The organism is Blastococcus sp. SYSU DS0669 (assembly GCF_054050895.1).
This window is the reverse complement of record NZ_JBJHAE010000001.1, coordinates 165,980-189,094: the sequence shown is the minus strand read 5'-3', so window position 1 is coordinate 189,094 and position 23,115 is coordinate 165,980. Positions and strand designations below refer to the sequence as shown.

Sequence of the window (23,115 nt, the reverse complement as noted above, 5' to 3'; positions counted from 1 at the left end):
GTGTCAGACGGCACCGACACGGCCCTCGACGCCCCCGACGGCCCCTCGGCAGGGGCCACGCCGAGCCTGCGAGGTCGTGGGGGCAGAGGGGCCTTTCTCAGGTTCCGCGCGGCGCCAGCGGGCTGGACTCGACGGCCTGCTCCTCGAGCTTCTCCAGCCGGTTGCGCAGCATCCGCAGGTACGGGTCGCGAGCCCGCGTGGCCTGCTCGTAGGCCAGCAGGTCGGAGACGGTCGACAGCTGGTAGCCGCGGAGGCGGCCGCGCAGCTGGGCGATGGAGAAGTCGTCGTAGCCGTCGACGGGCGGGTCACCGACGGGCGCACCGTCGGTGCCGGCGTCGCCTCCGTCGGTCGGCGCACCGGTGGCGGCGGCGACCGGGCTGCCGCTCTCGTCCACGGCGACGTCCGGACCGGCGTCCGTGGCGGTGGCGGCCGTGGCCGTGCCGTCGGTGGCGGCGACCGTCTCGTCGGTGCCGGTGTCCTCCTGCGGCTCCTCCACGGCGGCGATGCCCTCGTCGGTGACCGCCGCGTCGACGGTCGCCACCTCGCCGTCGGGGGTGAGCACGTCGACGGTCTCCGCGCCGTCGGCCTGCACGTCGGCCTGCTCGTCGGTCGTGGCGGCGGCGGGGGCGGGCTCGGACTCCAGGAGCGCACGCTCCAGGGCGCCGGCGTCCTCGGTGACCACCGCGTCGTCGGCGGCCGTCTCACCACCGGAGGTCTCGTCGAGCGGGTCGGTCTCGGCGACCTCGGGCACGACCTCGTCGATCGCCAGCTCCTCGAGCACCTCCTCGGTGCTGATCGCATCCTCCGGCACGTCGGCCAGGACGCCCTGAGCGCGGTCGGCCCCGTCGGCCAGGGCCTCGGCGCCGTCGGCCAGGTCCTCGACCAGCTCGCGGCTGAGGTCGTCGACGGCCGCCACCACCGCGTCGGCGGCGGGGTCGTCGGGGAGGTCGGCCACCTCGTCGTCGGTGATGCCGTCGGCGCGGTCGAAGGCGGAGCCGCGGAAGCCGGTCACCGGCTCGTCGTCGTCGTCGTCGAAGGTCGCCAGCCCCGGTTCGCCCTCACCGCGCAACCCGACGAGGAGCTCGTCGCCGCGGGCGACCAGCCCGGCGTAGGTCTGCTGGACCTTCATGGCGTGCTGCATGGCCACGCCGATGACGCGCACCGGCAGGCCGGGCAGCGTCTCGGGCAGCTTGCGCGCCTCGTCGAGCACGGTCGCCGCCAGACCGGCAGCGGCGCGGACAACCTCGGGGATCTCACGGGACATGCCGCACAGCGTGCCCCAGAACCTCCGCACCGACACCCGGTGTGGCCGAATCCACCCGTTCTGGCGGCCACGTGCAGGGCCCGTCGCGAGCGTGCGAGTGACGGGGGGCACAGGGGCCTTCAACTACCATGGCTGGCATGGCTGAACAGCGCGGACGTGTCCTGCTGGCCGATCCCCGGGGGTACTGCGCCGGCGTGGACCGGGCGGTGGTCGCCGTCGAGCGGGCGCTGGAGATCCACGGCGCCCCGGTCTACGTCCGCAAGCAGATCGTCCACAACAAGCACGTCGTCGCCACCCTGGAGCGGCGCGGCGCGATCTTCGTGGACGAGACCGACGAGGTGCCCGAGGGCTCGGTCGTCGTGTTCAGCGCGCACGGGGTCAGCCCCTCGGTGCACGAGGAGGCCGCCACCCGGCAGCTGCGCACCATCGATGCCACCTGCCCCCTGGTCACGAAGGTGCACCAGGAAGCGAAGCGCTTCGCCCGCGACGACTACGACATCCTGCTGATCGGCCACCGTGGGCACGAGGAGGTCGAGGGCACCTCCGGTGAGGCCCCCGCCCACATCCAGCTCGTCGACGGGCCCGAGGACGTCGCGAACGTGCAGGTGCGCGACCCGGAGAAGGTCGTGTGGCTGTCGCAGACCACGCTCTCGGTCGACGAGACGCTGGCGACGGTGGACCAGCTCAAGACCCGCTTCCCCGGCCTGCAGTCCCCGCCGAGCGACGACATCTGCTACGCCACGCAGAACCGGCAGCAGGCGGTCAAGCAGATGGCGGGCGAGTGCGACCTGGTGCTCGTCGTGGGGTCCACCAACTCGTCGAACTCAGTGCGGCTGGTCGAGGTGGCGCTGGAGGCCGGGGCCCGCGACTCGCACCTGGTCGACTTCGCCTCCGAGATCGACGAGGCATGGCTCGAGGGCGTGGGCACCGTCGGCGTCACCAGCGGGGCGTCGGTGCCGGAGATCCTCGTCAGCGAGGTGCTCGACTTCCTCGCCGCGCGCGGCTACCCCGACGTCGAGACGGTGAAGGCCGCCGAGGAGCGGCTGGTCTTCGCGCTCCCGCACGAACTGCGCCGGGCGGAGAAGGCCAAGCAGAACACCGGCGACTGAGCACCGGCGACCAGCCGCCGCTACGACGAAGCCCCGGTCCGCAGCAGCGGACCGGGGCTTCGTCGTCGGAGGCGTCAGCGGCGGGTGACCAGCCGAACGATGCCCAGCAGGACGGCGATGGCGGTCGCGACGGCCATGGTCGGGAAGCCACGCACCAGCAGCGTGGCCAGCGTGGGCAGGTTCAGCGTCGCCGAGGGCGCCAGGGCGATGTTGACCACCGCGACCAGCGTGAAGACCAGTGGCGGGGCGACGACGACGGTGAGCAGGTCGCGGCGGCGGACCAGCAGGGTGCCCGCCGAGACGCCCACCGAGAGGGCGATCAGGGTGACCAGCCCCAGGCCGACGCCGATGAAGGAGTCGAGCGCGCCACCGGCGAGGGTCAGCAGGAAGATCCCGAGCACGGCCAGCGAGCCGCGCAGGCGGCTCTCGGGTGCCGACGACGGGGACGCGGTCCGTGCCCGGCCACGCTCCTGCGCGGGCCGTCCCGCCGACCGCGGCGGGACGGGCTCGCGCCTCGGCGGGACGGGCTCGCGTCGGCGGGACCGGGGTGGCTCCGGCCCGTCGAACCGGTCGTCGGAGTACTCCCGTTCGGCGGCGCGCAGGCGCTCGCCGGCGCCTCCGGGCACGGGTGCCCCGGGACGGGCCGGGCGCACGGGACGGGATGGGCGCTCGTTGCCCACGGGAGGACGCGGTGCGCGCGCGGGGTACGGCCGCTCGGGCGGACCTCCGCCCTGCCATGCGCCCGCCGTGCTCGCCGTGGCCATGGCGCACCTCCGTCCCGCTCCGCTGGACGACCCGACTGGCCGCCCGACGCAGCCACGGTAGCGACCCGAGCTGGCAGTTCGTGGGAGGACGCCCTCGCGTCGTGGGGGACCGTTGGGGGCCCAGCAACCCAGGGTGATGGCTGTGACGCGCGGGGTGGAGGAAGTCCGGTCACCGGGTCGTCCCGGCGTCAGCCGGAGGTGCCGTCCCGCTCCTCTGCCGGTGCCGCATCGAGTCGCCCGAGGTCGCCCGTCGGCCGGAGCGCGCGGATGGTCGCCTCGACGGGCTCGGGCTCCGGAACGGGGGACTCCGCAACCCCCAGGTCGTCGAACCGGCGTGCGGCGGTCAGCACCGAGCGCTCGTAGGAGCCGACCGTCTCGTTGTAGCGGGTGAGCGTGGTGGAGAGCGCCGAGCCCAGACGGGTCAGGTGCCCCGACAGCGTGCTCAAGCGGGCGTGCAGCCGCCGGCCGACCTCGAGCACCTGGTCGGCGTCGCGGGCCAGCCGCTCCTGCCGCCACGAGTAGGCGACCGTGCGCAGCAGCGCCAGCAGGGTGCTCGGGGTCGCGAGCACCACGTCCCGGGCGAAGCCGTACTCCAGCAGCCCGGGTTCGGCCTCCAGCGCCGTCGTCAGGAACCCGTCGGAGGGCACGAACAGCACGGTGAAGGGGGCGGCGGGCCGGAAGGCGGTGGGGTAGCGGCGGGCGGCCAGCTGGTCGACGTGGGTGCGTAGCTGCCGGGCGTGCGCCGCGATCCGCTGGGCGCGGACGTCGCGGTCCTCGGCCTGCACCGCCTCGATGTAACCGGTGAACGGCACCTTGGCGTCGACCACCACCTGCCGGCCGTCGGCGAGGGTGACCACGAGGTCGGGGCGGACCCCGGCGCCCTCGTCGTTGGTGCCGCCCGGCTGCTCGACGAAGTCGCAGTGCTCGAGCAGGCCGGCGACCTCGACCACCCGCCGCAGCTGCACCTCGCCCCAGCGCCCGCGCACGTGCGGCGTGCGCAGCGCGGTGACCAGCGCGGCCGTCTCGTGCTTCAGCTGGGCCGAGGCGTGGCCGACGGTGCCCATCTGCTCCCGCAGCTCTCCGTGCGCGGTGGCCCGGGCCCGCTCCATGCCCGCGAGCAGCCGGTGCAGGTGGTCCAGCGACTCGTGCACCGGCTCCAGGCCCGCCTCCTCCGGGCGGCGCCGGGCGAGCAGGGTGACGACGCCCAGCGCGATGGCGGCACCGAGCAGCGCGCCGAGGAGGAGCCCGAGGAAGAGGGAAGCGGCGTCCATGGGCAGGACCCTGCCGGAGAGGTCCGACAGTTCGCGCGAGGTGGCGGAAGGGCCGCCCGCCAGGGGCCCGCGCGGGGCGTGCGAGGCGGGGGAAGGTGGTCCTTCAGCCGGCGGGCACCCCGGAGTGCGTCGCCTCGTGGTCGAGCAGCCAGCGCTTGACCGGCGTCCCCCAGCGGAAGCCGCCCAGGCCGCCGTCGGAGCCGAGCACCCGGTGGCAGGGCACGAACAGGGCCGCCGCGTTGCGCGCGCACGCGTTGGCCGCCGCGCGCACCGCGGCGGGGCGGCCGCAGCGCGCGGCGAAGGCCGCGTAGGTGTCCGGTCGCCCGGGGGGCACGGTCCGCAGCACGTCCCACGCCTCCTGCAGGAAGGGGCCGGAGCGCTGCCGGACGGCGACGCCGTCGATCGCGCCGACCCGGCCGGCGTGGAACTCCTCGACCGCGTCGAGCACCGGCAGGTGGGCGGCGGCCTCGCTGCGCGCGGGGCGCAGGGAGGGGTGCACGACGGCGAGGAGGTCGGCGACCTCGGCGGTCCACCCGCTGGCGAGCACGACGTCCCGCCCGTCGGGGTCGGTCTCGACGACGACGGTGAACGGGCCGGGCGGGGTGCTCACGGTGGCGTGGCGGGTGGGCGTGGTCATCAGGCGCTCCTCACGAGGGCGGGGGTGCGGGTGAACAGCGACGGCGCGGCGAGCGCCCAGAGGTGCATCACGGCGTAGGACCGCCACGGCCGCCAGCGGGTGGCGGCCTCGGCGTCGGAGCTGCCGAGCGAGGCCAGCGACCGGCGCAGCGCGAGGTCGCCGGGGAGCCAGACGTCGGGGTCGCCCATGCCGCGCAGCGCGACCAGCGCCGCCGTCCAGGGGCCGATGCCCGGGACGGCGAGCAGCGCGCGGCCGGCCTCCTCCCGGTCGGCGCCCGGGTCGAGGGCGATGCCGCCCTGGTCCAGCGCGGTGGCGAGGGCCGACACCGTGCGCCGGCGCGCCCCCGTGAGCCCCACCTCGGTGAGGTCGGCGCCGGCGAGCGCGGCAGGGCGGGGGAAGGCGTGGGTCAGCGAGCCGACCGGCTCGGCCAGCGGGGTGCCGGCCGCCAGGAGCCGGGCGGTGAGCGTCCGCGCCCCGGCGATCGACACCTGCTGGCCGAGCACCGCGCGGACGGCCAGCTCCGCGGCGTCGGGCGAGGCCGGCACCCGGCGCCCGGGCGCGCCGCCGACGAGCGCGGCGAGGGCCGGGTCGGCGCCGAGGACGTCGTCGACGGCGGCCGGGTCGGCGTCGAGGTCGAGCATCCGGCGGCAGCGGCTCACCGCCGCCCCGAGGTCGCGCAGCTCCGTCAGCCGCAACCGCGCCGTCACCGACGGGCCGCCGTCGGCTGCCGGGGAGAGCCGGACCACCGCGGGGCCGTGCGGGAGGTCGAGGACGCGGGAGAACGTCGTGCCGTCCCACTCCTCCAGGCCGGGCACGGCGTGGGCGCCCAGGAACAGCAGCACCTCCTCGGCGGCGTAGGGCGCCCGGGCGGCCAACCGCAGCGTGAGCCAGCCGGGCTGCCCGGTGGGGGTGCTCCGGCGGGCGCGGCGGAGCTCGGTCGGGGTGGTGGCGAACACCTCGCGCACCGTGTCGTTGAACTGGCGCACGCTGGCGAACCCCGCGGCGAAGGCGATGTCGGCCACCGGCAGCGCGGTGGTCTCCAGCAGCACCCGGGCGGTCTGCGCGCGTCGCGCCCGGGCCAGGGCGAGCGCCCCGACGCCGAGCTCGCCCACGAGCAGCCGGTGCAGCTGGCGCTCGGAGTAGCCGAGCCGGGAGGCCAGGCCCGGGACCCCCGACCGCTCGACCTCCCCGTCGGCGATCAGCCGCATGGCGCGGGCGACGACGTCGGCGCGCACGTCCCACTCGGGCGACCCGGGGACGGCGTCCGGGCGGCAGCGCCGGCAGGCGCGGTAGCCCGCTCCCTGCGCGGCGGCGGCCGTCGAGAAGAAGGAGACGTTGCGGGCCAGTGGCGTGCGGGCCGGGCAGGAGGGGCGGCAGTAGATGCCGGTGGTGCGCACCGCGGTGACGAACCAGCCGTCGAAGCGCGCGTCCCGGCCGGCGACGGCGCGGTAGCAGCGCTCGTGGTCCAGCGACTGCGTCATGGGACGAGCATGGCAGCCCGCCCGAGGTGGTCACCGGCGGTTTTCGGACGTCGCCGTGATGAGCGCCGGGATCCGGTCCAGCACCCGGTCTCGGGTGGGCTCCCCGCCTCCGCTCGTCCACCGGTCGGTGGACGACCGACCAGCGCATCGGGGGTCCCGGCGGGAGGGGTGCGGCAGGAGCCTGTGCCCATGACGACGACGGAGGTGGCGCCGCTCCCGCTGGGGACCGGCGTCGTGGAGCCGGCCGTGACCGTGCGCGGTCTGGCCAAGCGGTACGACGGTCGGGCGGTGCTCGACGGGCTTGACCTCGACGTGCAGCGGGGGGAGTGCTTCGCCCTCCTGGGGCCCAACGGTGCCGGGAAGACGACGACGATCGAGATCCTCGAGGGGGTTCGCCGCCGCGACGCCGGCGACGTCCGGGTGCTGGGCGAGGACCCCGCCACCGGGCGCCGGGAGTGGCGGGCGCGCATGGGCGTCGTCAGCCAGGGGGAGCCGGCGGGCCAGGCGCTGTCGGTGCGCGAGGCGCTCGACCACTTCGCGCGGTACCACGCCCGGCCCCGCCCGACCGACGAACTGCTCGCCGCCACCGGGCTCGAGGTGAAGGCCGGCACCCGGGTAGCGGCGCTCTCCGGCGGGCAGCGGCGGCGGCTCGCCGTGGCCCTCGGGGTGCAGGGTCGGCCGGAGCTCGTCTTCCTCGACGAACCGACGACCGGCATGGACCCGGTCGCGCGACGGCAGTTCTGGGGGCTCGTCCGCGGCCTGCGGGCCGACGGCACCACGGTGCTGCTCACCACGCACTACCTGGACGAGGCGGCCGAACTCGCCGACCGGGTGGGCGTGATCGCCGAGGGACGGCTCGTGGACGTCGCCCCTCCGGCGGAGCTGGGCGCCGAGCTGCGCCGGAGCGCCACCGTCAGCTGGCTCGAGGCGGGGACCCGCCGGCGGGTGGTCACCGAGCGCCCGGCCGACGTCCTGCGCGACCTGCTGGCCACCACGACCCGGGGCGAGGTCCCCGGTCTCACCGTCACCCGGCCCGGCCTGGAGGACGTCTACCTCCAGCTCGTCGGCGCCGCCCCCGCGAGCTCCGGAGGAGACCCGGCATGACCGCCGTCCTGACCCCGCCGACCACCCGCCCCGCCCCGCCGTCCGCGCTGTCGATCGCCCGGGCGCGGGTCGGGCTGGAGCTGCGGCTGTTCTTCCGCGAACGCCAGCAGGTGGTGTTCTCGTTCGCCTACCCGGTCGTCATGATGGTGATCTTCGGGGCGGTGCTCGGCGGCGACGTGCTGCCCGGGAACGTGCCCTTCCCGCAGTACTTCCTGGCCGGCATCGCGGCCACCGGCATCATGCTGACCAGCTTCCAGGCGGTCGGCACCGGCATCGCCGCCGAGCGGGAGACCGGCCAGCTGGAGCGGCTGCAGCTGCTGGGCGCGCCCCCGGTGGCCTACTTCGCCGGCAAGGCCGGGCAGGTGCTGGTCACCACGGCCGCGCAGCTCGCGCTGCTGCTGCCGGTGGCCCGGTACGGCTACGACGTGCCGATGCCGGTCGACCTGGCCCACTGGCTGACCTTCGCCTGGGTCGCGGTGCTCGGTGCCCTGGCCGGCACGGTGCTGGGCATCGCGGTGTCGGCGCTGCGAGGCAGCGCGCAGTCGGTGACCACGAGCGTCTCGGCGTTCGCGATCGTGCTGCAGTTCTTCTCCGGCGTCTTCTTCGCCTTCGGGGAGCTGCCCGGCTGGATGCAGCAGGTGGCCGCGCTCTTCCCGCTCAAGTGGATGACCCAGGGCATGCGCTCGGCGTTCCTCCCCGAGCAGGCGGCGGCCGCCGAGGCGGCGGGCAGCTGGGAGCACGGCCGGATCGCCCTGGTGCTGGTCGCGTGGGTGATCATCGGTGCCGTGGTGTGCGTGCGCACGTTCCGCTGGCGCCGGGTCGACGGGTGACCGACCGCCCGACCCGGGCCGCCGTCGTCCCTCCCGACGAGGAGGACGACGGCGGCCCGCCGCTGTCCGAGCGCGGCTGGCGGCTCACCGTCCTCGGCCTGCACGCGGTCTTCGCGCTGCTCGTGACGATCGCCGTGGTGACGATCGCGCTCTCGCCGTTCGAGGCGCCGAAGGCGGTGCTGCTCTTCTCGCTGGGTGTGCTGGCCGTGGCCTACACCCTGCTCGGCGCCCCGGCGCTGGTCACCCGCGACCAGCGCCGCGCGAACGCCTACCTCGCGGTGTTGGTGCTGGTCTTCGGCGTCCTGGCCTGGTTCGAGCCCTCGCTGCTTTTCCTGCTCTTCCTCGGCTACGCGCAGGTGTGGTTCCTCTCCGAGACCGTCGCCCGCGGCGTGCTCTGGACCCTCGCGCTCGCCACCGCGAGCACGGTGGGGCCCTTCGTGTCGTGGACCCGCGGCGACGAGCCGCTGTCCGGCCCCGCCCAGACGCTGGTCGGCCTGACGTTCAGCCTCGCGATGGGGTTCTGGATCTTCCAGGTGCTCGAGCAGAGCCGGCAGCGCGCCCTGCTGATCCGCGCACTGGAGCGCACCCGGGCCGAGCTGGCCACCGCCGAGCGCGAACGCGGGGTGCTGGCCGAGCGGGAGCGCCTGGCCCGCGAGGTCCACGACACCCTCGCGCAGGGCTACACGAGCATCGTCGTCCTCGCGCAGACCGCTGCGGCGCAGTTGCCGGAGGGCGCCGAGGCCGTGCGGGACCGGCTCGCCCTCATCGAGGAGGTGGCGCGCGACAACCTGCAGGAGGCGCGGGCCGTGGTGGCCGCCTTCGCGCCGGTCGCGCTCGAGGGCTCGACGCTGGTCGAGGCGCTGGAGCGGCTGGCCGAGCGGTTCGGCCGGGAGACCGGGCTGGCGGTGCGGGTGGACACCGCGGCGCTGGACGGCGGCGTCGCGCTGCGCCGCGACGAGGAGGTCGTGCTGCTGCGGGGCGCGCAGGAGGCCCTGACCAACGTGCGCCGGCACGCCGACGCCACGAGGGTGGCGATCCGGATCTTCGCCGTGGGGGAGGGGGGCGCTCGCCACGTGTCGGTGCACGTGGAGGACGACGGCGTGGGCTTCGACCCCGCGCACGCCCGGGGGTCGGGGCTGGACGGGTTGCGCGGGCGGGTCGCCTCCGTCGGCGGCGAGGTGGACGTCGAGTCCTCGCCGGGTGCCGGCACCCGCGTGACCGTTCGGGTGCCGGGCTCGTGATCCGCGTCGTCGTGGTGGACGACCACCCCGTGGTCCGCGGAGGCCTGGTCGGGTGGCTGGACGCGCAGGACGACCTGTCGGTGGTGGGGGAGGCGGGCGACGGTCTGGAGGCGCTCGCCGTGGTGGCGGGGTCGACGCCGGACGTCGTCCTCATGGACCTGCGCATGCCGCGGATGGACGGCGCCACGGCGACGGAGAGGCTGGCCGCGTCGCACCCCGGCGTCCGCGTGCTCGTGCTGACCACCTACGACACCGACGCCGACATCGTGCGGGCGGTGGAGGCGGGCGCGACGGGCTACCTGCTCAAGGACGTCCCGCTGCCCCAGCTCGCGGACGCCGTCCGCGCGGCCGCCCGGGGCGAGACGGTGCTGGCGCCGCCGGTCGCGGCGCGACTGGTGTCGCGGATGCGGGCACCGGCGGCCGAGGCGCCCACCGCGCGGGAGCTCGAGGTCCTGCGCGGGGTGGCGCGCGGGCTGACCAACGCCGAGATCGGCCGTGAGCTGTTCATCGGCGAGGCGACGGTGAAGACCCACCTGCTGCGCGTGTTCGCGAAGCTCGGCGTGGACGACCGGACGAGGGCGGTGCTGGTGGCCGTCGAGCGCGGCCTGCTGCCGTCACCGGGGCGGTGAGCGGACCGTCGTCAAGGCCGTCGCGAAGTCTGTGGACAAGCCCTTGACCTGCACTTTCGGGTCGCGGGCGCCAGTGACTCGCGGTAGCATTCGTACATGTGTTCGACAGGTGCGGAGGGCGCGGTGGCCCGGCTGGGCGCCGCGCTGGACGACCTGGCCGCCGAACGGCTCGACGGCGCGTTCGGCCCGCAGCTGATCGAGCAGCTGGGTGCGCTGCTCACCGCGTCCAACCGGCTGGCCGCGCAGGTGGCCCGCCGGGTGCGGGAGTGCGAGGTCACCCAGGCCGCCGAGCACGACGGGAAGGTCTCGATGGCCTCCTGGCTGCGCGGGCACGCGCTGCTCTCGGCCGGCGCGGCGTCGCGGCTGGTGCGCTCGGGCCGGGCGCTGCCGGAGCTGCCGGCGGTGGCCGCGGCCTCCGCCGCGGGGGCGATCACCGCCGAGGCGGTGGTGGTGATCGCCGCGGTGGCCACCCCGGGGAACCTGGCCGCCGCCGCGGCCCAGGACGTCGACCTCGCCGGGGTCGATGCCGCGCTGGCCGAGGTGGCCGCGAGCCGGCCGCACGCCGAGCTGCGGCAGGTGGTGGCCCACTACCTGGCCCGGCTGGACCCCGACGGGCCCGAACCCGATCCCACCGAGGGCCGGTCGCTGACCTTCGTCAAGCACGCCGACGGGTCGGTCTCCTTCCGCGGCGAACTGGACGCCGTGGGCGGGGAGAAGGTGCAGGCCGCGCTGGAGTCGGTGGTGCAGGCCGACCGGCCCGCCGGGGACACCCGGACCCGGGCCCAGCAGCAGGGCGACGCGTTCGTGCAGCTCGCCGACAACGCCCTGGCCGCGGGCGCCCTGCCGGTGCTGCGCACCCACAAACCCCAGGTGGTCGTTCGGGTGGACCTGGAGGACCTCATCGACCCGGACGCCGGCCCCGGCGCGGCCACCCTCGGCTTCGGCGCCACGATCTCCGCGGCCCGGGCCCGCTGGCTGGCCTGCGACGGCACCGTCACCCGCATCGTGCTGGGCCCCGAGGGCCAGCCCCTCGACGTCGGCCGCGTTCGGCCCCTTCGCAGGGGCCCGCCGCGAGCTTGCGAGTGGCGGGGGGCGGAGGGGTCCTTTCGTTCGCAGGCTGCCATGCCCCCGCCCACTGGTGCGACGTCCACCACATCGTGCACTGGGCCGACGGCGGGGACACCTCGCTGGAGAACTCAGCCCTGCTCTGCGAACGGCACCACACCAAGATCCACCACGGGTTCCGCGTCGAACGACAACCCGACGGCCGATGGCGCACCTACCGGCCCGACGGCACCGAGACCCTGATCCTGCCCCGCATCACCGCAGAACCCGAACGATCACGGACGGGGGGAGCGGTCAGACGCGGTCGGCCGCCACCTGAGGGTGCTCCGACCGGGGTCGCGGAACGCCGCCTGCCCGCGCCGGGTCGCCGCCGTCCGGCCGACCGCCGTCCGGTGGCTGCGGCTCTGGCACGGCCGGGCGCCCGAAGTGCCAGCCCTGGCCGTAGTCGACCCCGAGCGACCGCAGCACGTCCGCCTCCGCCGCCGTCTCGACGCCCTCGGCCACGACGCCGGCGTGCAGCCCCCGGGCGAAGTCGACCAGCGAGCGCACCAGCACGGTGCGCACGGGGTCGGTGTCCAGGCCGCTGACGATGCTGCGGTCGATCTTGATGACGTCGGGCGAGGTGACGACGATGTGCCGGAGCGAGGAGAACCCGGCGCCGACGTCGTCGATCGCCAGGCGCAGGCCGGCCGCCCGGAACGGGGCGAGCATCGCGGCGAGGGCGTCGTAGTCCTCGACCGGGTCGTGCTCGGAGAGCTCCAGCAGGATGCGGTCCAGGGGCTGCTCCCCGAGGAGTGCGGCGCACCCCGGCGTCAGGAGCGTGCCGGGGGAGACGTTCATCGCGACGTAGCCCTCGCTGCCGTGCAGGTGGTCGGCGGCGCGGCGCAGGGCGAGGAGCTCCAGTTCGTCACCCAGGCCGACGCTGTGCGCCTCCTCGAACACGACGTCGGGGGCCTTCTGCCACTCGCCGGGGAAACGGCTCAGGGCCTCCGCGCCCACCCGCGCCCCGGTGGCGAGGTCGACGATCGGCTGCAGCGCGACGACCGGCCCACCCGCGGCCACCAGCGGGTGGAGCCGTCGCTCGATCTCCGTGCGCCGGTGCTCCTCCTTGACCTGCGGCTCGATGATCACCGAGGCGGCGGACGCGAGGACGTCCATGAGCGCCTTGTCGCGCTTGGTGAGGTCCTTGTCGGAGGTCAGCCCGGCAGCGCAGAAGGTGCCGTAGAGGGTGCCGTCGGACAGCGTCACCGGCACCGAGACGTAGCTGCGGATCCGTGGCATGCGCGCGGCCGGCAGCCTCATCGCCTCGGGGAAGTCCTTGAGGTCGGGGATCACCGCGGGGAGCTTGCGGTCCAGGATCGCCTGGCACAGCGTCGTCTCCTGGACCTGGGTGGCGCCCTCCTGGAACAGGAAGGGCACCGACGACTCGACCACCTCCAGGTGCTGGGTGGTGCCGTCCAGCCGTGACAGGAACGCCACGGAGAGCCGCAGCGACTTCTTGGCCGTCCGTAGCAGGTCGGCGATCTGCTGCTCGGTGTCCGTGCGGTTCTTGCCCACACCCCCGTCGTCGGCCGGTGCGGCCGGCTGCTGGAGCGGGCGCCTCACCCGGAAGGGTGGAGGCGCCCGCGGGGTCAGCCGAGGGAGGCGGTGAAGGTCACGCTGTCGGTGGAGACCGTGGTGCACTCCATCGACAGGGGTCCGGCTTCGACGGTCTGGCCCTCGGTGCAGGTGACCTCCCGGTCGCCCACGCTGAAGGTCGCCTCGCCGTCCTGGACCCCGCCGAAGGACACCGTGGTGCCGAGGACGTCGACCGACTCGGCGTCCGCGCCGAGGGTCACGGAGCACGAGGTCCCGGAGCAGTCGACGGCATTGCCCACGGCGCCCGCCGCCGAACTCGCCGACGAGGCGACGGCGCCGGTGTCCTCGAGGACGGACGTGCCGGTGTTCGGCTCGGTGCCCGAGCATGCGGCGAGAGGGAACAGCAGCACGGCACCCGCGGCGAGTGCCCCGCGGGAGAGCCTGCGCGTGTATGAGGTGGCCATGATCCGAGGCTAGGTCGGCCACTTCGGCGCCGCGCCCGCTCGGACCGATCGTCACGGGACTGTGATATGGGTCACCAAACCGACATCAAGGGGTCACGAGGACGCCGGATCCGCCGGCCTCGACGGTGACGCGCGCCTCGCCGGTCGCGACGCCGGTCAGCTCCTGCCCGAACGGCAGCGGGTCCATGGGGATGGTGACGGTGAACCGCTGCCGGAGCAGCGCCCTGCTCGCGTCGTCCAGGAACGTGGCGGTGTCGATCTGGGTGGGTTGCACGGCGAGGTCCCCGCCCTCCGGCTCGATCACCGCCCGCGCCGAGGCGGAGAGCCGGCGCCCGAGCACCTCGACCGACCCGGTCAGCCGCAGCTCACCGTCGGGTGCGCCGTCGAGACGCAGGGAGCGGCCGGTGGCCTCCAGGTAGGTGTTGAGGTCCTCGTAGGTCAGCGTCGCCACCTCGCGGGTCCGCTCGAGGTAGACGGTGTCGATGTCCTGCGTGAGCAGGTCGTGGAACGGGACGTGGACGCCGGACAGCTCCGCCTGCACGCGCTCGATGCGCAGCGGGCCGGCGCGCAGGTCCTCGACGACGATCTCGACGCGCTCGTACCGCCCGGCGATCAACTGGGGCAGGAAGAAGGCGCCGTGCACCTCGACCTCCGGCCGCTCCAGGACGCCGGTGGTCAGCTGGACGTTGCGCGCCAGGAGCCCCTCCGCAGCCCAGCGGGCCAGCCGGTCGGCCCCCCACAGCACGAGGAGGACGCCGATGGCCACGCTCCCGGCCAGGAGGAGCGTCGACCGGCGCGGCCGCCGCACCGTCCACCTCTGCGTCGCGGTGCTCATCGCCCGGCGGTCTCCAGGGTCGGCTCGCCGACCCGCCGGCCGGTGGGGGAGCGGGCCGCGGTCTCGGCGGTGTCGCGCAGCTCCTCGCGGGAGACCGCCTCGGTCCGGATGCGGCGGCTGGGCCAGCTGGACCACCGGCCCAGGAGAGTGAGCAGCGCGGGGGTGAGCACCGGGCGGACGAGGAAGGTGTCGATCAGCAGGCCGACGCTCATGGTGAAGGCGACCTGCCGGAAGGTGTCGAGGGGGATGATCGCCACCATCGCGAACGTCGTCGCGAGGATCACGCCGGCGGCGCTGATCGCGCGCGCGGTGGCCGGCATGGCGAAGGCGATCGCCTTGCTCAGCGGCAACCGGTTCGCGGCGTCCCAGATGGAGCCCACCGCGAAGACGTTGTAGTCCGAGCCGAGCGCCAGCAGCAGGACCGCGGTGGCGAACGGGACGTAGAAGGTCAGCCCCGGGTCGTCGAGCCACCCCTGGAACACGAGCACGGTCAGGCCCATGGCCGCGCCGACGCTCAGGGCGCTGGTGAAGAGCAGAGCGATGGGGGCCACCAGCGCCCGCAGGTAGAAGACCAGCACGAGCAGTTCCACGGCCAGGGCCGCCAGCAGCGTGTACCGGAGGTTGTCCCGCGTGATCTGGGCCAGCTCGGCGGCGATCGCGGTCTGGCCGGTGACCAGCACGTCGGCGTCCCCGAGGCCGGCGTCGGCCAGCAGGGGCGCCAGCCGGTCCTCCAGCCGCCGCAGGTCGGCGATGGCCCCGGCGGCCAGCGGGTCGCTGTCCAGGACGACGACGAATCGTGCGGCGTCGCCGTCCTGGGAGAACACGACCCCGTAGTTGTCCGGGAGCGGGTTCTGGGCCGGCCCGAGCACCGTGGCCACGCCCGGCTGGGCGGTGAGCGCGCGCTGCACCGATTCGAGCGCGGCGCGGTCGTCGGCGATCCCCGGACGCTCCAGGATGATCTCGGTGGGCGCCACGACGCCCCGGACGCCGGCCTCCTCGAGCACGGCGGCGCCGCGGCTGACGGGGTCGTCGCTGGGCAGCCCGCCGGTGAACGACAGGTCCAGGCGCAGCGAGGTCAGGGGGAGCGCGGCCACGACGAGGACGGCGGTCCCGAGCGCGGCGGCGACCGCCGCGCCCCGGCGGCTGACGACGATCCGGACCAGCGGGCCGGCACCCCGGGTGGAGGGCTCCCGACGGGGGCGCGCGGCGGCGGGCAGGAAGAGCCACCGCCCGAGGATCGCGAGCATCGCCGGCACGAGCGTGAGCGAGACGAGGACCCCGATGACCACGGTCAGCGACAGCGCGGGACCGAAGGCGCGGAAGAGCTCGTAGTCGGCGGCCAGCAGCGCGGCCGTCCCCGCCGCGACCGTGATGCCGGCGACGGCGATGATCGGGCCTTCGACGGCGACGGCGGCGCGGGCCGCCTCGAGGCGTGGCAGGCCCCGGTCGAGCTCGCGGCGCAGCCCGGAGAAGAACAGCACGCAGTAGTCGGTGATCACGCCGATGAGCAGGGCCGCGATCAGCGGCTGGACCTGGTCGGGCAGGGAGAACCCGAACGCCGCCGCCAGCACCCCCAGGCTGCGGATGGCGACCAGGTAGCCGAGCCCGGCGGTGAAGAGCACCACGAAGGGCGCGACGAGCGACCGGAAGACCAGCCCCACGACGACGGCGATGAGGACGAGCGTGGCGACCTCGAACACGTGGATCCGGGACTGCAGGTAGGACACCTGCTGGATCTGTGCCGGGACGACGCCGGTCACGTAGGTCTGCACGCCGGGCTGGTTCTCGAAGTGCGCGGCGTACTGGCGGGCGAGCGCGGCCGTCTGCGCCAGGGACGTGAACGGCGTGACGTAGAGGTAGGTGACGGCGGTGTCGGAGGTGCCGGTCGGGATCGGGACGGCGGCGGCGATGTTCCCGCGGCCCTCGGGCACCGTGCCGTCCAGGTAGTTCTGGGTGAACGACAGCGCCCACAGCGCCACGTCGGCGCGGGTCAGCACGCTGAGGCCGCCCGGGTCGTGCACCACGACCGAGGTGTCGGACAGCACGGGGAGCCGGAACAGCTGCAGGCTGCGCTCCTGCGCCTGGACGACGGGGCTGTCGGAGGGAACCAGCGAGCCGATGCCGCCGCCACCGCCGCTCGCCGTGGGCAGGGACATCGAGACCCACACGGTGATCAGGATCCAGGCCAGCACGACGAACCAGCGGGCCTTGACGACGGTGGCGCGGTAGGCGGCCGCGAGCAGGCGAAACGGTCCCCCCCCGCGCGCGGGCTGCCGACCGCCGGTCGTCATGCCGGCGGTGGGGGAGACGTCATCCGACCGTGCACCTGGCCTCCACCCCTGGCCGATCCCCGGTTGGCACCGCAGGCGGAGGGTAACCGGGGGCGGACGCGCCTGCCCGGCGAGCGGAGGTCCCACCATGGCCGAGACCGGCACGAGGTCACCGGTGCCCCAGGAGGGGTGGCGGCGAGTGCTGCGGTGGTGGGGGCGGACAGGCGCCTTCCTGGGCGGCCTCGTCGTCGGAGTGGTCATCGCCGGTTTGCTGAGCCAGGGCAGCGTGCTCGTGGCGGCCCCGGTGCCGACGAACCCGGACGCCGCCCTGCCGGGCGCCGATCTCGGCGAGGAGAGCGGGGCGACGGGGCAGCTGACGGTGGACGACGACTGCCTGCAGGCGGTCAACGCCGCCGAGGACATCGCCCAGCTCGTCGACGAGCTGGGCGAGGCGATCGCCGAGTTCAACGCCGCCCGGCTCGACGAGATCGTCCGCCGGCTGCAGCCCCTGCAGCGACAGCTGCAGAACAGCATCGACACCTGCGAGGTGGGCGCCGGCGTCCCGGACGGCCCGTCCGTCGCCGTGCCGACGGGCGTGGCACCGCCGACCGGCTCGGCCGCACCCGGGAGCCCCGACACGACCGACTGACCGGCGCCGCCCGCGGCGGTCAGGGGTCCGGGCCCCGGGCGCCGTAGGCTGGTGCCCCGTGAGTCTCACCATCGGGATCGTCGGCCTGCCCAACGTCGGCAAGTCGACGCTCTTCAACGCCCTGACCAAGAACGACGTCCTCGCGGCGAACTACCCGTTCGCGACGATCGAGCCGAACGTCGGCGTGGTGGGGGTGCCTGACCCGCGGCTGGAGAAGCTCGCGGAGATCTTCGGCTCGCAGAAGATCATCCCGGCGACGGTCTCGTTCGTCGACATCGCCGGCATCGTGCGCGGCGCCAGCGAGGGCCAGGGCCTGGGCAACAAGTTCCTCGCCAACATCCGCGAGAGCGACGCGATCTGCCAGGTCATCCGCGTCTTCACCGACCCCGACGTCGTGCACGTCGAGGGCAAGGTCAGCCCGGCTGACGACATCGAGACGATCAACACCGAGCTCGTGCTGGCCGACATGCAGACGCTGGAGAAGGCGATCCCGCGGCTGGAGAAGGAGTCGCGCAAGGACAAGGACCGCAAGGCCCTGCACGACGCCGCCGTCGCCGCGCAGGAGGTGCTGGACAGCGGCAAGACGCTCTTCTCCGCCGGGGTCGACCCCGAGCCGCTGCGCGAGCTGACGCTGCTGACGACCAAGCCGTTCCTCTACGTCTTCAACGTCGACGCCGACGAGCTGGGCAACGCCGAGGTGCTCGACGAGCTGCGCGCGCTGGTCGCCCCGGCCGAGGCCATCTTCCTCGACGCGCAGACCGAGTCGGAGCTGATCGAGCTGCCCGCCGAGGAGGCCGCCGAGCTGCTGGAGTCGATCGGGCAGAACGAGCCCGGGCTCGACCAGCTCGCCAAGGTCGGGTTCCGCACCCTCGGGCTGCAGACGTACCTGACGGCCGGGCCGAAGGAGGCCCGCGCCTGGACGATCCCGGTCGGCGCCACCGCCCCGCAGGCCGCCGGCGTCATCCACACCGACTTCCAGCGCGGCTTCATCAAGGCCGAGATCGTCAGCTACGACCAGCTGGTCGAGGCGGGGTCCATGGCCGAGGCCAAGTCCAAGGGCTGGGTGCGCATGGAGGGCAAGGACTACGTCATGGCCGACGGCGACGTCGTGGAGTTCCGCTTCAACGTCTGATGGGACACGATGCCCCGGCTCAGTCGCTCGTCGACGCCAGCGGTCGGGGCCGAGGCGTGGAAGAGCCTCGGTCGCCCTCCACCGGCCTCCTCGTGTCCGAGGTCCAGCGGCATACCCGGACCGGGCAGACCACGGTGGTCGCCCCGTCAGTCCTGCCCGGGGGGATCGGTGAGCCAGTCACCCCTGTAGACGGAGATCCTCCGGACACCCAGTTCCGTGCGCAGTTCCTGGTTCGTCTCCGTCGCGCACAGAGGAGCCCCCTCGTAGCTGAGATAGAACTCCTCGCGGTCGAAGGTCAGGAGTCGCGTGGGCTGGACGACGCCCTTGAACCGCGTGTCGGGTTGTAGGCGGAAGACGGTCACGTTCCCGAGGCATCCCGGCGCGCTGTCCCGCTCGAGCGCCTCCTCGACCAAGCGCATCCGGTCTTCCCGCACGTATTCGGAGATCATCCACACGATGGCGAACGACTTGGAGGCCGGAGCTCGCCACGGTATGGAATAGGTCTGCGTCGTCTGTGCGTCCAGGTCAGCATTCCGGCTGACCACCTGGGCGTAGGCGCAGTCCTCGTCAGCGCGTAATTGCGCCATGGTGAGCTCGTGGAACTTCCTCCAGTCGTTCTCCGCGGAGAAGCAGAAGACCACTTGTGACGTGAACAGGGACGCTCGGACATCCCCACTGTTGTCGAGAGTGACCTCGACGGTTCCGAGACGCTCCTCGGGGTCGAGCCTCTGCACCACGACGCGGACTTCGGGCGTCACCGACGTGATCAGCTGAGAAGGCGTGTAAGAGGTCGCCTGCCAGAACTGGACAGCCGGCAACAGAGCGGGCAGCAGAGCCAGTGGAGCCAGGAGCGACAGACGCCATCGTCGGCCCTTGAAGGATCTGAACAGCAGGATCGACACGAGTGCTGCACCGCAGATGACCGATGCGACTGCGAGTGCGGTCGGCAGCGGCTCTCGAGGTGGGTCGATCGCCGCGAGCAAGGTCGGCAGCCCGACGATGGCGGACACAGCCCCGCCGACGACAGCCGCTGCACGCGCGCCCGGCAGCGGGAGTACCAGCAGCAGGAGGACCGTGGCCGGCAGCACCACCACGGAGCTCACCACGATCACGCGGTCCAGGAACAGAGCGGGCACGGTCAGCGCACTTCCCGCAGGAACGCGCACCAGGAGGATCGACAGCCACAGGACCGGCAGCAGCAGCAGCATGCAGCCGAGACGCCCCCTCCATGTGCGGTGGTATTCGCGCCTGTAGGCCCTCCACCACGTGCCACCCCGCATGGCGCACGTTCTAGTACCGGCAGCGCCGGAGCGGCAAGCGAAGGTCGCCTGCTGTCTCCACGTCTCCTGCCCGAGGGAGGTCGGCCGGTGAGGTCGTCGATCCGGCCGCCGTTGACCCTCGTCCTCGGTCCGCCCGGAACGGTCCCGCGGCTGGGTGCGCATGGAGGGGGAGGACCACGTCATGGCCGACGGCGACGTGGTGGACTGCCGCTTCGACGTCCTACCTCGCACCCGGACGGCGGGGTAGGGCGGAACAGGAGCTACAGCACCGGCGTTCTGGTGACGATGTCTCCTCTGGCCGGCCATGCCGGGGCGGCAGCTGGAACCCACGACGGAGGAGACCTGATGGACTACCTGCGACAGCTGCAGGCGGAGCGGCCGCTGCTCTTCGGCATCGTGCTCCTGGTGGGTTTCATCGTCGCCTTCCAGCTGGCGATCTTCGTGATCCAGCTGGTCGTCGGGCCCTTCGGCCTGCCGGGCTGGGCGCCGCTCGTGATCCTGGTGGGTGGCCTCGTCCTCATCGCCCGGCGACAGCAGCGCTAGGCGCTCAGCCGAGGAGCGCGTTGAGCCGGGCCGCCTGCCGCGTGAGGTGGTCGCGCTCCCGCAGGTCCGGGGCCGACCGGGCGGCCTCGGCGTAGAGCCGCGCCGCGGTGGCGAGGTCGCCGTCCTTCTCGTGCAGGTACGCGGCGACGGCGGTGTAGCGGGGGAGCGAGGGGTCGAGGTCGGCCAGCGCGGCCAGCCCGGCCCGCGCGCCGTCGGCCTCCCCGACCGCGACGGCCCGGTTGAGGCGGGCGATCGGGCTGCCGGTCAGCCGCACCAGCTCGTCGTACCACTCGACGATCTGCACCCAGTCGGTCTCCTCGGTGCTGCGCGCGTCGGCGTGCAGCGCGGCGATCGCGGCCTGCGCCTGGAACTCGCCCAGCCGGTCGCGTGCCAGCGCGGCCTGGAGCACGTCGACCCCCTCGGCGATCAGCCGGGTGTCCCACGCGGCGCGGTCCTGCTCGGCCAGCGGCACGAGGCCGCCGTCGGGGCGGGTCCGCGCCCGGCGCCGCGCGTGGTGCAGCAGCATGAGCGCGAGCAACCCCGACACCTCCGGGTGGTCGCTGACGGCCGCCAGCTGCCGGGTGAGGCGGATCGCCTCCGCGGCGAGGTCGACGTCGCCCGAGTAGCCCTCGTTGAAGACCAGGTAGAGCACCCGCAGCACGGTGGCGATGTCGCCGGGGCGGTCGAAGCGGACGCCCGAGACCGTCCGCTTGGCCCGGCTGATGCGCTGCGCCATGGTCGCCTCCGGCACGAGGTAGGCCTGGGCGATCTGCCGCGTGGTCAGCCCGCCGACGGCGCGCAGCGTCAGCGCGACCGCGGACGCCGGGGTCAGCGACGGGTGGGCGCACAGGAAGTAGAGCCGCAGCGAATCGTCCCGGGCCTCCGCCGCGCCGGGCTCCGGCTCCGCGCCCACCCGCTCCTCGCGCCGCTGCCGGGCGGTCTCGGCTCGCGTGGCGTCGAGGAACTTGTGCCAGGCCACCGTGACCAGCCAGCCCTGCGGGTCGCGCGGTGGGTCGTCCGGCCACACCCGCACGGCTTCGACAAGGGCTTCCTGGACGGCGTCCTCGGCCGCCGCGAAGTCTGCTCCGCGGCGGCCGAGGGTCCCGATCACGGTGGGGACGATCGCCCGGAGGAGGGCCTCGTCCACCGGTGCGGTCACTCCGTGATGGTGGGCGGCGCCGTCAGGAAGGGACGCAGCTCCAGCCACTCGTGGATCGGCTCGCCACCAGCGCCGGGGGCCGCGGACAGCTCGCCGGCCAGCTCGACCGCCCGTTCGTGGCTGTCGACGTCGATCACCATCCAGCCGGCGATCAGATCCTTGGTCTCCGCGAACGGGCCGTCGGTGACCGGCGGCCGCCCCTCGCCGTCCGAGCGGACCCAGATGCCCTCGGGCGCGAGCGCCTGCCCGTCGACGAACTCGCCGGTGCGCTCCAGTCGCGTCGCGAAGTCCTGCATGTACTGCATGTGCGCCGAGATCTCCTCCGGCGTCCACTTCTCCATCGGGACGTCGTTCACCGCCGCCGGCGCGCCGCGGTAGTGCTTGAGCAGCAGGTACTTGGCCATGGTGTTCTCCCTGGTGAGGTACAGCCCATCGTGGCCGTTCGCACCCTGGGACGGAACCGCCTGGAGTTTCTCGACATGCCCCCCGGGCCCGGTCGTGAAAATCTCCATACGGCGTCAGACCCGGCCGCGGAGGATCTGGTGCCAGTAGACCTGCGGCAGCCCGTAGCGGTCGAAGAGCCACTGCCAGCGGCGCGGCACGAACGGGTCGAGGAAGGGCACCGACGGCTGCGACCGGTTGTCGCGGTCGACCTCGTTGAGCATCAGCTTCCGGCGGCTCACGGTGATCGGCATGACCGTGTAGCCGTCGTACCGCTGCATCGGCTTGCCGTTCGCGACGGCCGACAGGTTGCTGCTCAACACCTTCACCTGCTTGCGCAGCGCGCCCCCCGACGGGCGGGTGACGAGGTCGGCGGCGTCGCCGAGACCCCAGATCGAGTCGTGGCGGCGGTGCTGCATCGTCTCCGGGTCGACGTCGACCAGGCCGGGGGAGGGGTCGACGGCGAGGCCTGCGTCGGCGATCCAGCGCGGTGCCCGGTAGTGCGGGACGGCGTGCGCGAACGCGACGTCCTCCAGCACCCGCCGGCCGCCGGGGGAGGTGACCGTCACCGAGTGCAGGTCGCCGTCCACCCGCTCGAGCCGGGATTCGCGCAGCACCTCGACGCCGTAGCCGGCGAACGCCTCCTCCAGGCGCCGGTCCGCCTCCGGGACACCCGTCCCGGTCGCCGCCGGCAGCACGAGGCGGATCTGCAGGTCACCGAGCACCCCGGAGCGCCGCCAGTGGTCGCACGCCATCAGCAGCGGCTTGAGCGCGGTCGGCGCGCACGACGCCGGCTCCGGCGGCACGGTGAAGACGACCGAGCCCGAGCGCAGCGACGTCACGCCCGGCCAGACCACCGGCGTGCTGCCGGGCACGTAGGACGACGCGGCCCACCCCTCGGCGTAGGCCTGCTGCAACCCCGGCGTGGCGTCCCAGTCCTCGACCAGGCCCGGGCAGAGCACGAGGGTGGAGCAGTGCAGGGTCCGCCCACCGCGGGTGCGCACCGTCATGACGGCGGGGTCCACGGCGTCGACGGCGTCGCGGATCCAGGTGCACCCGTCGGGCACGACGTCGGCCATCGGGCGCTCGAGGTCGGCCATCTCCGCCTCGCCGGCGGCCACGTAGTTCAGCAGCGGCTTGTACCGGTGCACCGGGGACGGCGCCACGAGGGTGACGTCCTCCACCCCGTCGCGGAGCAACCGCGCCGCCAGCGAGATGCCGGCGTTGCCGCCGCCCACGATGAGTACCTCGGTGTGCTCCACGTCCGCTCCCGCCCTCGCGCTGCGGACTCCCGGTCACCGCCGCAGCTCGGCCACGGGGGCGAGCCTGCCCACTTCGAGCGGGTTCCGCACCGCGGACGCCCGGTGGA

General features: G+C 74.2%; 21 protein-coding genes and 2 pseudogenes. 10 read left to right on the top strand and 13 right to left on the bottom strand.

What is annotated here, in order from left to right; all coding sequences use genetic code 11:
- Positions 1–97: 97 nt before the first annotated feature.
- The gene (locus ACI792_RS00870; RefSeq protein WP_456600905.1) at positions 98–1,264 is read right to left on the bottom strand and encodes a hypothetical protein; all 1,167 of its coding nucleotides are present in this window, start codon (positions 1,262–1,264) and stop codon (positions 98–100) included.
- Between the two features lie 137 nt (positions 1,265–1,401).
- Between ACI792_RS00870 and ACI792_RS00865 the strand changes: the two genes are divergently transcribed.
- Positions 1,402–2,373 carry a 4-hydroxy-3-methylbut-2-enyl diphosphate reductase gene (locus tag ACI792_RS00865; RefSeq protein ID WP_456600904.1) on the top strand — a complete coding sequence of 324 codons (972 nt, stop codon included), beginning with the start codon at positions 1,402–1,404 and terminating at the stop codon, positions 2,371–2,373.
- Between the two features lie 74 nt (positions 2,374–2,447).
- Here the strand turns inward: ACI792_RS00865 and ACI792_RS00860 are convergent, their stop codons facing one another.
- The 4 genes from ACI792_RS00860 to ACI792_RS00845 all read right to left on the bottom strand — a co-directional run bounded on the left by ACI792_RS00860 (position 2,448) and on the right by ACI792_RS00845 (position 6,526).
- The gene (locus tag ACI792_RS00860; RefSeq protein ID WP_456600903.1) at positions 2,448–3,137 is read right to left on the bottom strand and encodes a DUF6542 domain-containing protein; all 690 of its coding nucleotides are present in this window, start codon (positions 3,135–3,137) and stop codon (positions 2,448–2,450) included.
- A gap of 188 nt (positions 3,138–3,325) precedes the next feature.
- On the bottom strand, positions 3,326–4,408 hold the full coding sequence (locus tag ACI792_RS00855) for a DNA recombination protein RmuC (RefSeq protein ID WP_456600902.1): 1,083 nt from the start codon (positions 4,406–4,408) through the stop codon (positions 3,326–3,328).
- 103 nt (positions 4,409–4,511) lie between these two features.
- The gene (locus ACI792_RS00850; protein ID WP_456600901.1) at positions 4,512–5,045 is read right to left on the bottom strand and encodes a methylated-DNA--[protein]-cysteine S-methyltransferase; all 534 of its coding nucleotides are present in this window, start codon (positions 5,043–5,045) and stop codon (positions 4,512–4,514) included.
- Positions 5,045–6,526 carry an AlkA N-terminal domain-containing protein gene (locus ACI792_RS00845; RefSeq protein WP_456600900.1) on the bottom strand — a complete coding sequence of 494 codons (1,482 nt, stop codon included), beginning with the start codon at positions 6,524–6,526 and terminating at the stop codon, positions 5,045–5,047. The genes ACI792_RS00850 and ACI792_RS00845 overlap by 1 nt, the downstream gene beginning before the upstream one ends.
- A 189-nt stretch (positions 6,527–6,715) precedes the next feature.
- On the opposite strand from ACI792_RS00845, the gene ACI792_RS00840 reads away from it, so the two are divergent.
- The 6 genes and pseudogenes from ACI792_RS00840 to ACI792_RS00815 form a co-directional block, all read left to right on the top strand.
- Positions 6,716–7,630 carry an ABC transporter ATP-binding protein gene (locus ACI792_RS00840; protein WP_456600899.1) on the top strand — a complete coding sequence of 305 codons (915 nt, stop codon included), beginning with the start codon at positions 6,716–6,718 and terminating at the stop codon, positions 7,628–7,630.
- Positions 7,627–8,460 (top strand): ABC transporter permease, encoded by an 834-nt coding sequence (locus tag ACI792_RS00835; protein WP_456600898.1) that lies wholly within the window; start codon positions 7,627–7,629, stop codon positions 8,458–8,460. Before ACI792_RS00840 ends, ACI792_RS00835 begins: the two co-directional genes overlap by 4 nt.
- A complete protein-coding gene (locus tag ACI792_RS00830) occupies positions 8,457–9,701 on the top strand; it encodes a sensor histidine kinase (protein ID WP_456600897.1) in 1,245 nt (414 codons plus the stop codon). Before ACI792_RS00835 ends, ACI792_RS00830 begins: the two co-directional genes overlap by 4 nt.
- Entirely contained in the window at positions 9,698–10,330 is a 633-nt protein-coding gene (locus ACI792_RS00825) for a response regulator (RefSeq protein WP_456600896.1), read from the top strand. Before ACI792_RS00830 ends, ACI792_RS00825 begins: the two co-directional genes overlap by 4 nt.
- Positions 10,331–10,426: 96 nt before the next feature.
- Positions 10,427–11,317: pseudogene (locus ACI792_RS00820) on the top strand (DUF222 domain-containing protein); the annotation flags it as partial.
- A gap of 95 nt (positions 11,318–11,412) precedes the next feature.
- Positions 11,413–11,511, top strand: a pseudogene (locus ACI792_RS00815) (hypothetical protein); the annotation flags it as partial.
- A 178-nt stretch (positions 11,512–11,689) separates the two neighbouring features.
- Here ACI792_RS00815 and ACI792_RS00810 read toward each other — a convergent pair.
- The 4 genes from ACI792_RS00810 to ACI792_RS00795 form a co-directional block, all read right to left on the bottom strand.
- Positions 11,690–13,000 (bottom strand): sensor domain-containing phosphodiesterase, encoded by a 1,311-nt coding sequence (locus ACI792_RS00810; protein ID WP_456600895.1) that lies wholly within the window; start codon positions 12,998–13,000, stop codon positions 11,690–11,692.
- Between the two features lie 26 nt (positions 13,001–13,026).
- Positions 13,027–13,437: a hypothetical protein gene (locus ACI792_RS00805; protein WP_456580845.1), complete on the bottom strand. Its 411-nt coding sequence runs from the start codon at positions 13,435–13,437 to the stop codon at positions 13,027–13,029.
- Between the two features lie 85 nt (positions 13,438–13,522).
- Positions 13,523–14,272, bottom strand: coding sequence for an LmeA family phospholipid-binding protein (locus tag ACI792_RS00800; protein WP_456600894.1), 750 nt, complete (start codon positions 14,270–14,272; stop codon positions 13,523–13,525).
- On the bottom strand, positions 14,269–16,563 hold the full coding sequence (locus ACI792_RS00795; RefSeq protein WP_456600893.1) for an MMPL family transporter: 2,295 nt from the start codon (positions 16,561–16,563) through the stop codon (positions 14,269–14,271). The genes ACI792_RS00800 and ACI792_RS00795 overlap by 4 nt, the downstream gene beginning before the upstream one ends.
- A gap of 127 nt (positions 16,564–16,690) precedes the next feature.
- Here ACI792_RS00795 and ACI792_RS00790 point away from each other — a divergent pair, with 127 nt between their 5' ends.
- Positions 16,691–17,191, top strand: coding sequence for a hypothetical protein (locus ACI792_RS00790; protein WP_456600892.1), 501 nt, complete (start codon positions 16,691–16,693; stop codon positions 17,189–17,191).
- Between the two features lie 58 nt (positions 17,192–17,249).
- Complete coding sequence (gene ychF / locus ACI792_RS00785; protein WP_456600891.1) at positions 17,250–18,323, top strand: redox-regulated ATPase YchF; 1,074 nt, start codon at positions 17,250–17,252, stop codon at positions 18,321–18,323.
- 146 nt (positions 18,324–18,469) lie between these two features.
- On the opposite strand, the gene ACI792_RS00780 is transcribed toward ychF, so the two are convergent.
- Positions 18,470–19,531 carry a hypothetical protein gene (locus ACI792_RS00780; protein WP_456600890.1) on the bottom strand — a complete coding sequence of 354 codons (1,062 nt, stop codon included), beginning with the start codon at positions 19,529–19,531 and terminating at the stop codon, positions 18,470–18,472.
- Between the two features lie 417 nt (positions 19,532–19,948).
- On the opposite strand from ACI792_RS00780, the gene ACI792_RS00775 reads away from it, so the two are divergent.
- Positions 19,949–20,146 carry a hypothetical protein gene (locus ACI792_RS00775; RefSeq protein WP_456600889.1) on the top strand — a complete coding sequence of 66 codons (198 nt, stop codon included), beginning with the start codon at positions 19,949–19,951 and terminating at the stop codon, positions 20,144–20,146.
- 4 nt (positions 20,147–20,150) lie between these two features.
- Here the strand turns inward: ACI792_RS00775 and ACI792_RS00770 are convergent, their stop codons facing one another.
- From ACI792_RS00770 to ACI792_RS00760, 3 genes are all read right to left on the bottom strand, one after another.
- Positions 20,151–21,305, bottom strand: a complete 1,155-nt coding sequence (locus ACI792_RS00770; RefSeq protein ID WP_456600888.1) for an RNA polymerase sigma factor — start codon at positions 21,303–21,305, stop codon at positions 20,151–20,153.
- Complete coding sequence (locus ACI792_RS00765) at positions 21,302–21,709, bottom strand: YciI family protein (protein WP_456600887.1); 408 nt, start codon at positions 21,707–21,709, stop codon at positions 21,302–21,304. Before ACI792_RS00765 ends, ACI792_RS00770 begins: the two co-directional genes overlap by 4 nt.
- Positions 21,710–21,823: 114 nt before the next feature.
- Positions 21,824–23,008 (bottom strand): NAD(P)/FAD-dependent oxidoreductase, encoded by a 1,185-nt coding sequence (locus ACI792_RS00760; protein WP_456600886.1) that lies wholly within the window; start codon positions 23,006–23,008, stop codon positions 21,824–21,826.
- Positions 23,009–23,115 lie beyond the last annotated feature (107 nt).

Excerpts from the sequence above, each read along its gene's own strand:
- ACI792_RS00870 (WP_456600905.1), bottom strand. The coding sequence starts at position 1,264 with ATGTCCCGTGAGATCCCCGAGGTTGTCCGCGCCGCTGCCGGTCTGGCG.
- ACI792_RS00840 (WP_456600899.1), top strand. The coding sequence starts at position 6,716 with ATGACGACGACGGAGGTGGCGCCGCTCCCGCTGGGGACCGGCGTCGTG.
- ACI792_RS00790 (WP_456600892.1), top strand. The coding sequence starts at position 16,691 with ATGGCCGAGACCGGCACGAGGTCACCGGTGCCCCAGGAGGGGTGGCGG.
- ACI792_RS00845 (WP_456600900.1), bottom strand. The coding sequence starts at position 6,526 with ATGACGCAGTCGCTGGACCACGAGCGCTGCTACCGCGCCGTCGCCGGC.
- ACI792_RS00780 (WP_456600890.1), bottom strand. The coding sequence starts at position 19,531 with ATGCTGCTGCTGCTGCCGGTCCTGTGGCTGTCGATCCTCCTGGTGCGC.
- ACI792_RS00835 (WP_456600898.1), top strand. The coding sequence starts at position 7,627 with ATGACCGCCGTCCTGACCCCGCCGACCACCCGCCCCGCCCCGCCGTCC.
- ACI792_RS00765 (WP_456600887.1), bottom strand. The coding sequence starts at position 21,709 with ATGGCCAAGTACCTGCTGCTCAAGCACTACCGCGGCGCGCCGGCGGCG.
- ACI792_RS00850 (WP_456600901.1), bottom strand. The coding sequence starts at position 5,045 with ATGACCACGCCCACCCGCCACGCCACCGTGAGCACCCCGCCCGGCCCG.
- ACI792_RS00775 (WP_456600889.1), top strand. The coding sequence starts at position 19,949 with ATGGACTACCTGCGACAGCTGCAGGCGGAGCGGCCGCTGCTCTTCGGC.
- ACI792_RS00855 (WP_456600902.1), bottom strand. The coding sequence starts at position 4,408 with ATGGACGCCGCTTCCCTCTTCCTCGGGCTCCTCCTCGGCGCGCTGCTC.
- ACI792_RS00800 (WP_456600894.1), bottom strand. The coding sequence starts at position 14,272 with ATGAGCACCGCGACGCAGAGGTGGACGGTGCGGCGGCCGCGCCGGTCG.
- ACI792_RS00795 (WP_456600893.1), bottom strand. The coding sequence starts at position 16,563 with ATGACGACCGGCGGTCGGCAGCCCGCGCGCGGGGGGGGACCGTTTCGC.
- ACI792_RS00805 (WP_456580845.1), bottom strand. The coding sequence starts at position 13,437 with ATGGCCACCTCATACACGCGCAGGCTCTCCCGCGGGGCACTCGCCGCG.
- ACI792_RS00860 (WP_456600903.1), bottom strand. The coding sequence starts at position 3,137 with ATGGCCACGGCGAGCACGGCGGGCGCATGGCAGGGCGGAGGTCCGCCC.
- ACI792_RS00865 (WP_456600904.1), top strand. The coding sequence starts at position 1,402 with ATGGCTGAACAGCGCGGACGTGTCCTGCTGGCCGATCCCCGGGGGTAC.